Here is a 12,375-nt window from a genome sequence, read left to right as displayed (position 1 = left end):
TATTATGAATATTGGTCAACACTTATTGAGTTTGATTATATGGATGCCGATAGTTGGTGGTTTTACAGTACTAGCAACTAAAACGGAAGAGTTGCATGGAGATGCAGCACGTTGGGTTGCACTAGTATTTAGTGCAATGACTCTATTGCTATGTATCCCATTAGTTACTGGCTTTGATGTGGGTAGCTACCAAATGCAGTATCAGGAAAGCTATAGATGGTTTACGGGATTTGGTAATCATGATATTTACTATAGTCTGGGAGTGGATGGTTTTTCAGTTCTTTTTATAGTTCTAACTTGTTTTGCAACTTTGGTTATTGTATTAGCAGCTTGGACATCGATTAAAACTAAAGTCAGACAATATATGGCAATTTTTTTAATCACATGTGGTCTAACTAATGGTGTTTTTTGTGCTAACGACTCGATACTTTTTTATGTTTTTTGGGAAGCTTTGCTTATTCCAACAACTTTAGGTATAGGTATTTGGGGTGGAAAGAAAAAAGCATATGCGGCTGTTAAATACTTTATGTATACTTTTTTTGGATCTGTATTTTTATTAGCGGCAATATTGTATTTGCAGTCTCAAGTTGTTCAGCAACCAGCGAATGCTCTTGTAAATGCAGATACTTATTCTATACAAAACTTTATAGCATGGGCAACACAGTCACAAGGTTTAGATCAAGCTATTAAGTTTACATTAACGGCACAATGGTTAGTATTTGGGGCATTTTTCTTGGCATTTGCAGTAAAAATTCCTATGTGGCCTTTCCACTCATGGTTACCAGATGCTCACTCAGAAGCCCCTGCGGGAGGTTCGGTTATACTTGCTGCACTAATGCTTAAATTAGGAGCTTATGGTTTTTTAAGATTTGCTATTCCGATGTTGCCTGAAGTTGCATCATCTTTAGAATATGTGCTTATAGCAATGTCTCTTATCGCTATAGTTTATGTGGGAATAGTTGCTGTTGCTCAAACAGATGTTAAAAGGTTAATAGCATATTCATCTATCTCTCATATGGGGTTGGTAACTTTGGGACTTTTCTCTATATTTTTATTGAAAAATGCTAGTCCAGAGTTAGGTGAAACTCATGCTCAGCTTGCTATACAAGGAGCAGTTTTTCAGATGATAGCTCATGCATTTTCCTCTGGTGGTATGTTTATTGGTATTGGATATCTGTATTTAAGAATGCATACGAGGGAAATATCAGATTTCTCTGGTGTTGCTAAAACAATGCCAATATTTGCAGGATTTTTTATGCTTTTCTGTATGGCTAACGTAGGTCTTCCAGGAACAAGTGGATTTGTTGGGGAATTTATGATTCTATTAGCAGTTTTTCAATATTCTCCTTTATTTGCATTGATAGCTGGATTAACTCTGATAATAGCTCCTGTATATACATTATGGATGTATAAAAGAGTATTTTTTGGAGAAGTGACTTCTACTCAGGTTGCAGGTCTTAAAGATTTAGGAAGGATGGAGTTGTTTGTATTTATATTATTAGCAGCACCAACATTATTCTTTGGTTTTTATCCTGAGCCAATATTAAAAATATCATCTGCTGCTTCGGCGCATATTGTTGGTTTATCTCTATAGGGTGGTGATTTGATTATGAATTTATCGATCTTTTACGTATTACCGGAAATATTACTAGCAATAGGTGTTTTAGTTGTAATGTTTTCAGGTTTGTTTTTGCATGGGAAAATAAAAAATATTAATTACATATTTTCTCAATTATTTATAGCTTTAGCTTTAGTAGCAACTTTTGCTAAAGATAACTTTCTGCAAGCAGGGGTTACATTTGAAGGGCAGGTTGTATTTAGTGGATTTGCTTATACTTTACAAATAGTAATATTGATTTTAGCTCTTTTTGTTACATTGTATTCAAGAGAGTATATTAAGGATAGAAAAATCTCAGATGGTGACTTCTATACTTTATTAATGCTATGTATATTGGGTGCGATGGTTCTAACAGCTGCACATAGTTTAGTTAGTATATACATTGGTTTAGAGCTTTTATCATTGCCAATGTATGCGTTAATTGCTATTTATAGAAGCTCTGGAAGAGGTCTTGAAGCATCAATTAAGTATTTTGTTTTAGGAGCTATTGCTTCAGCATTACTACTTTTTGGGATGTCATTTGTTTATGGTATCACTGGTCAATTAGACGTTACTGATATTGCTAAGGCATTAGCCGCGGGTCATTTTACGGGTATTGAGAGACAGCTTTTATTGGTGTGTGTTGTGTTAATGATATCTTCATTCCTATTCAAGTTAGGGGCATTTCCTTTTCATATGTGGCTTCCTGATATTTATGAAGGAGCTCCAAATGCTGTAGCTACTATTGTGGCAACTATCCCAAAAATAGCAGCATTTGCAATGTTGGTAAATATTCTGTTTGTAGGTTTTCCTTCACTAAAAGATTCTTGGATATATTTATTTAGGGTAATTGGTATATTATCCATCTTTTTTGGTAGTTTGGTTGCGTTGTCTCAAACGAATATAAAGAGATTACTTGGATACTCAACAGTTTCTCAAGTAGGTTTTATACTTTTAGCTATTAGTTTACATCCTCAAGAATATGCTTTAGTGACAGCTAGTTTCTATATTATTGTTTATGTTTTTACTGCACTAGCTATATTTGGAGCTTTAACAGCAATTAGTGTTGGTGGTTATGAAATAGAAACATTAAATGATTTGAAAGGATTTAATACTAAGAATTCATGGCTTGCATTTATTATGCTTATAGTATTGTTTTCTATGGCTGGTATCCCTCCTTTTGGTGGATTTATTGCTAAATTATTTGTGATTGTAGGTCTTATAAATAATGGAGATTACGTTTTAGCATGTTTTGTGTTGTTTATGGCTGTAGTAGCTTCATTCTATTATGTAAGAGTTATCAAGGTTATGTATTTTGATGATCCTGAAAATGATACTAAAGTTAAAGCACATAAATCGACACTTTTAGCTTTAAGTGTAAATGGCTTATTTTTATTATTATTAGGTATTATGCCTTTAGCATTATTATCAACTTTGGCTCAAGTTATTAACGTTATATAACTTTTTCTTTATTAAATCTTTTAATTGCTTATTCTATTCGTAATTTTTATACTTTTATAAAACTAAATAAGGTTTTATAAAATGAAAGACATTTTAAATTCTTTAGAAGATACGATAAAAAACTCGCGTGATAAAATAGTCAAAAAAAGCTTGTCAAAATTAGATGTTGTAAGTAGAGAGGAGTTTGAGGTTCAGAAAAAGATACTAGCAAAGACAAGATTGAAATTAGAAGAGCTAGAGAAAAAAATTGATCAACTATTAATAAAGGATAGTTAAAAGATGAGTCTTGCTGTCCTAAAAAGTAGAGCGCAGCTTGGTATAGACTCACCTTCTGTATCTATAGAAGTGCATTTATCCAATGGCTTACCAAGTTTATCAATTGTAGGTTTACCAGAAACTGCAGTTAAAGAAAGTAAAGATAGAGTTAGAAGTGCAATAATAAATTCAGGCTTTAATTTTCCTAATAAGAGAATAACCATAAACCTCGCACCAGCAGATCTGCCTAAAAGTGGAGGTCGCTTTGATCTTCCAATAGCTTTAGGGATTCTTTATGCTTCAGGACAAATAGAAGTTGCAAGTGATTTGTTGATTGATGAATATGAATTTGCTGGAGAACTATCTTTAAGTGGCGATCTTAAAAGAATATCTAGTGTTATTCCTATGGCGATTAAAAGTTCTGAATCCAATAAGAAAATAATATTACCTCGAGACAATACAGAAGAAGTTCTGTTGGTTAGCGAGGTTAAAGCTTTTCCTTTGGGTAGTCTAAAAGAAGTGGTTGAGTTTCTTTCTGGGAGAATAAAATTAACTAATTTAGATAAAACTAATAAGTTAGACTTTAGTAATTTATACGAAAACTTAGAGGATGTTAAGGGTCAGTATCAGGCAAAACGTGCTTTAGAAATAGCTGCTGCTGGAGGTCATAATATTTTATTGATAGGGCCGCCAGGTACGGGTAAAACTATGTTAGCTAGTAGACTTAACTCTATTCTTCCAAGTTTAGATAAGAAAGAAGCTTTATCTTCTGCAATGATTGCTTCTATAAAGGGTGAGACTAATATCGCAGATAGTTTCTATAAGAGACCTTTTAGGCAGCCACATCATACATCATCAGCAGTTGCTTTAGTTGGTGGCGGTAGTAACCCAATGCCTGGTGAAATTTCTTTAGCACATAATGGTGTATTGTTTCTTGATGAGCTTCCAGAGTTTGATAGAAAGGTCTTGGAGGTTCTAAGAGAGCCTTTGGAAACAGGAGCTATAAGTATCTCTAGAGCTAAAAATCAAGTTGAGTATCCAGCTAGATTTCAGTTGGTGGCTGCAATGAATCCTTGTCCCTGTGGTTATTTAGGCTCTCAATATAAACAATGTACAGATACTCAGCAATCGGTTAATAAGTATCAGAGCAAATTATCAGGACCGTTGTTAGATAGAATAGATTTGCATGTTGAGGTGCTTGAGTTGCAGAAAGATGATTTAACAAATCAAAGCTTACGTGGTGAGGCGAGTGATCTTGTAAGGGAGAGGGTTGAGATGGCTCGCAACTTACAATTAGCAAGACAAGGTAAAATAAATACTATGCTTACAAGCACAGAAGTTGATACTATTTGTAAGTTAGATACCGAAAGTAAGAATGTTCTAAATAAGGCTATAGATAAATTAGGATTATCAGCTAGAGGGTATTATAAAATATTAAAAGTAGCGAGGACTATAGCTGATTTAGAAGGAGTGGAGCTAATTAATAAAAAGTCTATTCAAGAAGCTATAAGCTATAGGAAGCTAGATAGAGTTATAAAATAATAAGGATTTACATGAGAAGGTTGTTTTTAGATGCTTTTGGAGAAAAAAAGCTATCTACCCCACCTGTTTGGATAATGAGACAAGCTGGCAGGTATTTGCCAGAATATAGACAGGTTAGGTCGAAGTTTGAGAATTTTATGGATATGTGTCGTAATGCAGATGCTTGTTGTGAGGTGGCATTACAACCTCTTAGAAGGTATGATCTTGATGCGGCAATAGTTTTCTCTGATATTTTGACTATACCTGAAGCATTAGGTTTAGATTTGAAATTTGTAAAAGGAGTTGGTCCTATCTTTAATGATGTAATAAAGTCAGAAGAAGATTTAAGGAACTTTGCATCATTAGATGAGGTAAACCATAAATTGTCGTATGTGTATAATGCTGTGGCAACAACAAAAAAAGCTGTAAATGTACCTTTGATTGGATTTACAGGGAGTCCATGGACTTTGTCGGCATACATGATTGAAGGTCAAGGGTCTAAGCAGTTTAACAAACTTAGAAAAATGATGTACTCAAAACCAGAATTGATGCATAAGTTATTATCCACATTGTCTGAAACAATAGTTCTTTATTTAAAAGAGCAGATAAAAGCTGGGGCAGATTCTTTGATGGTGTTTGACACATGGGGCGGGATCCTTCCTATGAGGCAATATAAAGAGTTTTCTCTTGATTATATGAATAAGATAGCTAAAGAAATAAAAAAAGATTTTCCAAAAACGCCTGTTGTTTTCTTTACTAAAGGAGGAGGGATGTTTATGGAAGAGTATAAGGATTCATTATGTGATGGAATAGGGGTTGACTGGAATATAACGTTACCTGAGGCAAGAAATAGAGTTGGAAATAGATTAGTTCTTCAAGGTAATTTTGATCCGGCATTTTTATATGCGAGTGATAAACAAATTCGAGATACAGTTAAAGAAAATATGGACTTTATAAAGAATGATGAGAAAAATAATTATATAGTTAACTTGGGTCATGGTATCTATCCTGATGTAGATCCAGAAAAGGTTAAGGTTATGGTTGATGCGATAAGGCAGAACACTATTTAGAAAAAATATAAAAAGCCTTGTAAATGTAAAATATACTGTTATTATATTACACATAGACGCGGGGTGGAGCAGCTTGGTAGCTCGTCGGGCTCATAACCCGAAGGTCGTTGGTTCAAATCCAGCCCCCGCTACCAGTATTAAGACTCATTAAGGGCCCTATAAGGGCCTTTTTGCTATCTGAAAGGTATGATTTCATGCTTTTGTTAAGGAGGATTCTTAGAAAATGATTCTAGATAAGCTTTATGAAATAGTTGGACCGATTGTTGATGACCTTGGTTATATTCTGTGGGGAATAGAAGTTGAGGGTAGCGGTAAAACTACTATTCGTATATTTATAGATCATGAAACAGGTGTTTCTGTTGATGATTGTCAAACTGTTAGTAAAGAAGTTAGTGCTATTTTTGATGTTGAAGATCCAATTTCTGGAAGATATGTTTTAGAAGTATCTTCTCCTGGTATGAATCGTCAGATTTTTAATATAAATCAAGCAGAGGCTTTGATTGGGTTTAATGTAAAAGCAGTAACTTTAGAGCCTGTTAATTCGCAGACTAAATTTAAGGGTGAGTTAACTAAGGTCGAAGGAAATAATGTTTTTTTAAAGCAAGAGGATGGCCAAGAGCTGGCTTTTGATTTTGATAATTTAAAGAAAATGAGAGTTTCTCCAGTATTTTAATTTTTAGAGAGGTTATTATGAGTAAAGAATTACTTTTAGTTTTAGAGACAGTAGCTAATGAAAAAGATATTTCAAAAGAGTTATTATTCCAAGCTATGGAAGAAGCATTGGCTGTTGTTACTAAAAAAGAACTTAATGACGATATGAATATAGAAGTTCATATAGATAGAAATACTGGAGAATATACTGCAGATAGAGTATGGCATATAGTTCCAGAAGATAGGGATTTAATAGATTATTCTAAAGAGTTATATGAAGATGTTGCAAGAGAAAAAGGCTATGATGTTTCTGCAGGAGATGTGATAAGAGAGTCTGTTAAGGCAGCAGATTTTGGGCGTATTGCCGCAACTACTGCAAAACAAATTCTAATGAAGAAAATTAAAAATTTTGAACGTGAAAAGACAGCTAGAGTTTATAAAGAAAAAATAGGATCTATTGTCTACGGTGAAGTTAAAAGAGCAACTTATGAATTGCTTGTTATAGATCTTGGAAATAATGCGGAAGGTATTTTATCTAAAAAAGATTTAATCCCAAGAGAAAGATTTAGAGTTGGAGACAAAATAAAGAGTTGTGTTGAAGGCATAGAATATGATGAAGAGGGTCGTGCACAAACTATAGTGTTAAGCCGCTCTAGTAATACAATGTTAAAGGCTTTATTTGAGTTGGAAATTCCTGAAGTAGAAGAAGAGCTTATTAATATAGTCAATGTTGTTCGTGAGCCAGGATTTAGAGCAAAAGTTACTGTTAAAAGTAATGATAGAAGAATAGATCCTTGTGGAGCTTGTGTTGGTGTTAGGGGTTCTAGAATTCATTCTATAATGAATGAGTTAAGTGGTGAGAAAGTTGATGTTATTCTTTGGGATGAAGATGCTATCCAGTATGCTATTAATTCCCTTTCGCCTGTAGATGCTGAAGATGTGATAGAGGTAAATGTTGATGAAGAAACAGCATCAATGGATATTGTAATTAAGCAAGATAGCCTGTCAAAAGCGATTGGTAAAAATGGTGTTAATGTTAGATTAGCTAGTGCTTTAATAGGTTGGAAAATTAATGTTCTTTCAGACTCTGAGCAAGAAGAAAAGCAGCTTTCAATAGTAGAAAGATTTGTTGAAGTTCTAGATATTGATCATGACTTTGCTCTAGTATTGATAGAGGAAGGAATAGAGACATTAGAAGATCTTGCTTACCTAGATAAAGAAGAGCTTTTAGAAATTGAAGGATTTGATGAAGATATAGTGAATGAGCTTCAAGAAAGAGCTAAAACAGCATTGCTTACAGAAGCTTTAGGAAATAAAAAGCCTGCTCAAGATTTACTTAGTATAGATGGGATGACAGAAGATTTAGCAAATTCTTTAGCTAAGAACAATATTTGCACTATGGAAGATTTAGCTGATTTATCAGTAGATGAGCTTTTAGATATTGTTGAAATTTCTGAAGAACAAGGTGCTGAACTTATAATGAAAGCAAGAGCTCCTTGGTTTGAGTAGGATAAAAGACAAAAATTAGAAAAGAGGATGATTTTTAATGGCAAATATTACAGTTGGTCAACTAGCTAAACAGATTAAAAAGGATGAAGATGCTTTGCTTAAGCAACTTAGTTCTTTTGGCATAAATAAAAAAGGCAAGGATGATACTCTTACAGAGGATGAAATGAAGACTTTATTAGAAAAAATAAATAGTTCTAAAGGAAGTCTTACAAGAAAAAAAGTTACTAAAACAGTTAAACTTGATGGAAATCATAAAATTAATGTTTCTGTTAAAAAGAAAAGAAGAGTTGCTAAGCTAAATATTGAAAAGTTAGACGCTGAAGAAAAGGGAAGAACTGGTGATCAACAGGAACAAGAAGAAGTTTTTAAAGAGACTTCTCCAGAACTGGTAGCTAAGACTGAAAAAGAAGAGCTTTCAGGGGGTGGCAATGTTGATGCTTCTATGATAGAGCAAGTGCCTGTTAAAGAAAAAAAGGTAGAGACTAGTGGTTTTAAAATAACGTCTATGCCAGAAAAAGTTAAAGTAACAGAAGAAAAGAATGAAGAAGGTAAAGATGATGAAAATTCTTCTAAAAAGAAAGTTGAGAAGAAGAAGTTTTCAGTAGAGGCAGCTGTTAGTCCTACAAACACAAAATATAAAAGAGAAGAAGAAGATGGTAGGAAAGCGAAAGGAGCAGCTGTTAAAAAGACATCTAAAGCTTTTAAGAAAGCTTCTCCTAAGCAGTTATCGCAATTAGCTGGAGACTTCGATTCTTTTGATGAATTTGGTAGCAAGAGAAATAAGCATGCTCATCTTAAATCAAAAATCAAAAAGCAAGAATTTACAAAGCCAGTAGAGAGTGAAGTAAAAAATATTGTTATATATGAAGGTATAACTGTAAGTGATTTGGCTCAAAAAATGGCTGTTAAAGGAGCTGAAATAGTTAAGTTACTATTTAATATGGGTGTTATGGCAACTATAAACCAGTCTTTAGATCAGGATACTGCGATTTTGATAGTAGAAGAGTTGGGACATTCTTATGCTTTACATAGAGAAGATATGTTGGAAGAAACAGTCACTACTGTAGATAGAAGCTCAGATGAGAAAGTTTCTAGGGCCCCTGTTGTAACAATTATGGGTCATGTTGATCATGGTAAGACTTCTTTGTTAGACTATATTCGTAAGGCTAGAGTTGTAGCTGGAGAAGCTGGAGGAATCACTCAACACATAGGTGCGTACTCTGTGGAAACTAAAAAAGGATCTATAACTTTCCTAGACACTCCAGGCCATGAAGCTTTTACTGCTATGAGAGCTAGAGGTGCTAAGAGTACAGATATAGTTATTTTGGTAGTTGCAGCTGATGATGGTGTAATGCCGCAGACAGAGGAAGCTATACAACATGCTAAAGCTGCTGGAGTACCAATAGTTGTTGCTGTTAATAAGATAGATAAACCAGAGGCTGACCCAGACAAGGTGGTTGGAGAGCTTGCTCAAAGAGATGTTATACCTGAGTCATGGGGTGGAGATGTGATGTTTGTTAATGTCTCTGCTAAGACTGGAGAGGGTGTGAATGATCTTCTTGATGCAGTGTTGTTACAGTCTGAAGTTTTAGAGCTTGTAGCCTTTGGAGGCGGACATGCTGAAGGAACTGTAGTAGAGTCACGCTTAGAAAAAGGCAGAGGCCCTGTTGCTACTGTTTTAGTTCAAAATGGTGTTCTTAAGCAGGGTGATATTATTTTATGTGGTACTGAATTTGGTCGTGTAAGAGCGATGAATGATGATCTTGGTAATAAAATAATGGTAGCTGGTCCATCAACGCCTGTTGAAGTTTTAGGTTTATCAGGAGTTCCTGCTGCAGGTGATGAAATGACGGTTATTAAGGATGAGAAAAAAGCTAAAGAAGTTGCTGCCTTAAGATCTCAAAAACAAAAAGAAGCTAAAATTGCTCAAGAACAATCCCTTAAACTTTCTAATATGTTTAGTAATATGGGTAAAGAAGGTGAGCAGCAATCTCTTAAAATTATACTTAAAGGAGATGTTCAAGGTTCTGTTGAGGCAATAAGAGATTCATTGCTTAAACTTTCTACTGATGAAGTGAAGGTTGATATTATTTCTAGTGGTATCGGTGGGATTACTTCATCTGAAGTAACTTTGGCAGTTGCTTCTACGGCTGTAATATTCGGCTTTAATGTTCGTGCTGATAGTGCAGCTAAGAAATTAGCAGAGATAGATGGTGTTGAACTTCGTTACTATAATGTTATTTATGATTTAATCGATGATGTTAAGAAAGCGATGACAGGTCTATTATCTCCAGAAATGAAAGAGCAAATTATAGGAACTGCTGAAGTTAGAGAGGTTTATAGATCTTCTAAGTTTGGTTCTATTGCTGGATGTATGGTGATAGAGGGAGTTATTAAGAGAAGTAATCCTATTAGGGTTCTTAGAGACCAAGTTGTTATTTATGAAGGTAGTTTAGAATCGTTGAAAAGATTCAAAGATGATGCTAGTGAAGTTAAAAAAGGTATGGAATGTGGTATTGGCGTTAAGAACTATAATGATGTAAGAACTGGTGATCAAATCGAAGTTTATGAAGTTATTGAAGTAGCTAAGGAGCTTTAAGATGGCAGCAGAAGGTAGAGTTCAAAGAGTTTCTAGCGAATTAAAAAAAACAATATCACTACTGCTTCGTTCTAAAATTAAAGATACAAAACTTTCATTAGTGTCTATTACGGAGGTTGAGGTATCTAAAGATCTATCTTTTGCAAAGGTTTACTATTCATGTCTAATTGAGGAAGATATCCCTTACGTTGCAGAAGCATTTAAAAAATCTAAAGGTTTCTTTAGATCATCAATTGCAAAAGATTTAAATCTTAGAATAGTTCCAGAGCTAAAGTTTATATATGATGATTCCATTGAGTATGGTATAAAAATGGAAGGAAAAATTCATGAAGCTTTAGAGCAAGATGCTAAGTTTATAAAGCATGATAAAGAAGAAGTATCTGAAGACGAGAGTAAGCAAAAAGAGAATAAAGTAGAAAAACTGAGATAGATTCCTATGAAGAAAATTCAAGTTATCAGAGGTTTTAATGATATTTTTCCTCAAGATAGCTATAAGTGGCAATATCTAGAGACTATAGTAAAAGATGTTTTATCTTCTTATAATTATAAAGAGGTAAGATTACCATTATTAGAAAAAAGTGAATTATTCCATAGAAGTGTTGGAGAAACATCAGATATAGTTTCTAAAGAGACTTATGATTTTCAAGATAGAAATGGAGAGAATCTTACCTTACGTCCAGAGGGTACTGCTGGATGTGTGAGAATGGTTGTTGAGAACAATCTTGCTTCGAGAGGGCAAACTCAAAAAATCTGGTATTTAGGCCCAATGTTTAGATATGAAAGGCCGCAAAAGGGTAGGTATAGACAGTTTTACCAGTTAGGTGTTGAAACCTATGGGTATTCAGGGTTGGGTGTGGATTTTGAAATACTTTCAGTATGTTGGCAATTATTTAATAAACTTGGTATAGCAGAGCATGTTGTGCTAGAAATAAATAATTTAGGCTCTATTGAGAATAGAAAAAACTATACTCAAGCATTATTAGATTATTTAAAACCATATCATAATGTTTTAGATGAGGATTCTATTAAGAGATTAGATAAGAACCCATTAAGAATATTGGACTCTAAAATCGAATCAACACAGGAAATCTTAGAAAATGCACCAAAGCTTATAGACTTTGTTGATGATGAGGCAAGAGAAGGTTTTGAAAAAACTTGTGATTACCTAGAGAAATTGGGTATTAAATATAAAGTAAATAAAAACTTAGTTAGAGGCTTAGATTATTATTCTGGCTTAGTGTTTGAGTGGACAACAGATAAATTGGGTGCGCAAAGTGCTATTTGTGCAGGTGGCAGATATGATAGCTTAATAGCAACTCTTGGCGGTGATGATAATTTTGCTATAGGTTTTGCTATTGGAATGGAAAGATTGTTGATTCTTCTCAAGGAATTAAATCTATTGCCAAATGAGAATAATGATTTAGATATATTCTTTATTTTAGAGGCACAAAGTATACAACAATCTATGCCTATAGTTGACTTAATACGCTTTAATACTTCATTTAAATGTGACTTGGATTTGAAACTAGGAAGCTTTAAGTCTCAATTTAAAAAAGCTGATAAGCAAAAAGCAAGGTTAGCTATAATTATTGGAGAAAAAGAGCTTGAGAATAATTCTGTAACAATTAAGTTTCTACAGGATGCAAGGGATCAGGTCAGTGTTGAGGTTCCATTATTGGAAGAGTTTTTATATAAAGAATTAAATATATAGT

The 12,375-nt window shown here is 33.9% G+C and carries 10 protein-coding genes and 1 tRNA gene; all 11 read left to right on the top strand.

From position 1 onward, the window contains the following. Nucleotides 1–4: 4 nt before the first annotated feature. Nucleotides 5–1,594 (top strand): complex I subunit 4 family protein, encoded by a 1,590-nt coding sequence (locus DNK87_RS07925; protein WP_119331029.1) that lies wholly within the window; start codon nucleotides 5–7, stop codon nucleotides 1,592–1,594. A 15-nt stretch (nucleotides 1,595–1,609) separates the two neighbouring features. Beyond that, the gene (locus tag DNK87_RS07920; RefSeq protein WP_119331028.1) at nucleotides 1,610–3,058 is read left to right on the top strand and encodes an NADH-quinone oxidoreductase subunit N; all 1,449 of its coding nucleotides are present in this window, start codon (nucleotides 1,610–1,612) and stop codon (nucleotides 3,056–3,058) included. Nucleotides 3,059–3,139: 81 nt separating this feature from the next. Beyond that, nucleotides 3,140–3,334: an accessory factor UbiK family protein gene (locus tag DNK87_RS07915; protein ID WP_119331027.1), complete on the top strand. Its 195-nt coding sequence runs from the start codon at nucleotides 3,140–3,142 to the stop codon at nucleotides 3,332–3,334. Nucleotides 3,335–3,337: 3 nt separating this feature from the next. Continuing rightward, the gene (locus DNK87_RS07910) at nucleotides 3,338–4,855 is read left to right on the top strand and encodes a YifB family Mg chelatase-like AAA ATPase (RefSeq protein ID WP_119331026.1); all 1,518 of its coding nucleotides are present in this window, start codon (nucleotides 3,338–3,340) and stop codon (nucleotides 4,853–4,855) included. Nucleotides 4,856–4,866: 11 nt separating this feature from the next. Next, entirely contained in the window at nucleotides 4,867–5,904 is a 1,038-nt protein-coding gene (gene hemE / locus DNK87_RS07905; RefSeq protein ID WP_119331025.1) for a uroporphyrinogen decarboxylase, read from the top strand. 57 nt (nucleotides 5,905–5,961) lie between these two features. After that, a tRNA-Met gene (locus DNK87_RS07900) sits at nucleotides 5,962–6,038 on the top strand. 89 nt (nucleotides 6,039–6,127) lie between these two features. Continuing rightward, nucleotides 6,128–6,577 (top strand): ribosome maturation factor RimP, encoded by a 450-nt coding sequence (rimP, locus tag DNK87_RS07895; RefSeq protein WP_119331024.1) that lies wholly within the window; start codon nucleotides 6,128–6,130, stop codon nucleotides 6,575–6,577. 17 nt (nucleotides 6,578–6,594) lie between these two features. After that, nucleotides 6,595–8,064 carry a transcription termination factor NusA gene (nusA, locus tag DNK87_RS07890; protein ID WP_119331023.1) on the top strand — a complete coding sequence of 490 codons (1,470 nt, stop codon included), beginning with the start codon at nucleotides 6,595–6,597 and terminating at the stop codon, nucleotides 8,062–8,064. Between the two features lie 37 nt (nucleotides 8,065–8,101). Beyond that, nucleotides 8,102–10,663, top strand: a complete 2,562-nt coding sequence (gene infB / locus DNK87_RS07885; protein WP_119331022.1) for a translation initiation factor IF-2 — start codon at nucleotides 8,102–8,104, stop codon at nucleotides 10,661–10,663. Between the two features lies 1 nt (nucleotide 10,664). Further along, nucleotides 10,665–11,093: a 30S ribosome-binding factor RbfA gene (gene rbfA / locus DNK87_RS07880; RefSeq protein ID WP_119331021.1), complete on the top strand. Its 429-nt coding sequence runs from the start codon at nucleotides 10,665–10,667 to the stop codon at nucleotides 11,091–11,093. 6 nt (nucleotides 11,094–11,099) lie between these two features. After that, the gene (gene hisS / locus DNK87_RS07875) at nucleotides 11,100–12,374 is read left to right on the top strand and encodes a histidine--tRNA ligase (protein ID WP_119331020.1); all 1,275 of its coding nucleotides are present in this window, start codon (nucleotides 11,100–11,102) and stop codon (nucleotides 12,372–12,374) included. Nucleotide 12,375: the final 1 nt, after the last annotated feature.

Origin of the sequence: Pseudofrancisella aestuarii (genome assembly GCF_003574475.2) — a bacterium.
Classification (GTDB): Bacteria; Pseudomonadota; Gammaproteobacteria; order Francisellales; family Francisellaceae; genus Francisella; species Francisella aestuarii.
The sequence above is the reverse complement of the archived record's forward strand: the minus strand, read 5'-3'. Positions and strand labels throughout refer to the sequence as shown.

Coding starts and splice junctions, on each gene's coding strand:
- rbfA (WP_119331021.1), top strand. CDS start 10,665: ATGGCAGCAGAAGGTAGAGTTCAAAGAGTTTCTAGCGAATTAAAAAAA.
- DNK87_RS07925 (WP_119331029.1), top strand. CDS start 5: ATGAATATTGGTCAACACTTATTGAGTTTGATTATATGGATGCCGATA.
- infB (WP_119331022.1), top strand. CDS start 8,102: ATGGCAAATATTACAGTTGGTCAACTAGCTAAACAGATTAAAAAGGAT.
- hisS (WP_119331020.1), top strand. CDS start 11,100: ATGAAGAAAATTCAAGTTATCAGAGGTTTTAATGATATTTTTCCTCAA.
- DNK87_RS07920 (WP_119331028.1), top strand. CDS start 1,610: ATGAATTTATCGATCTTTTACGTATTACCGGAAATATTACTAGCAATA.
- hemE (WP_119331025.1), top strand. CDS start 4,867: ATGAGAAGGTTGTTTTTAGATGCTTTTGGAGAAAAAAAGCTATCTACC.
- DNK87_RS07915 (WP_119331027.1), top strand. CDS start 3,140: ATGAAAGACATTTTAAATTCTTTAGAAGATACGATAAAAAACTCGCGT.
- nusA (WP_119331023.1), top strand. CDS start 6,595: ATGAGTAAAGAATTACTTTTAGTTTTAGAGACAGTAGCTAATGAAAAA.
- rimP (WP_119331024.1), top strand. CDS start 6,128: ATGATTCTAGATAAGCTTTATGAAATAGTTGGACCGATTGTTGATGAC.
- DNK87_RS07910 (WP_119331026.1), top strand. CDS start 3,338: ATGAGTCTTGCTGTCCTAAAAAGTAGAGCGCAGCTTGGTATAGACTCA.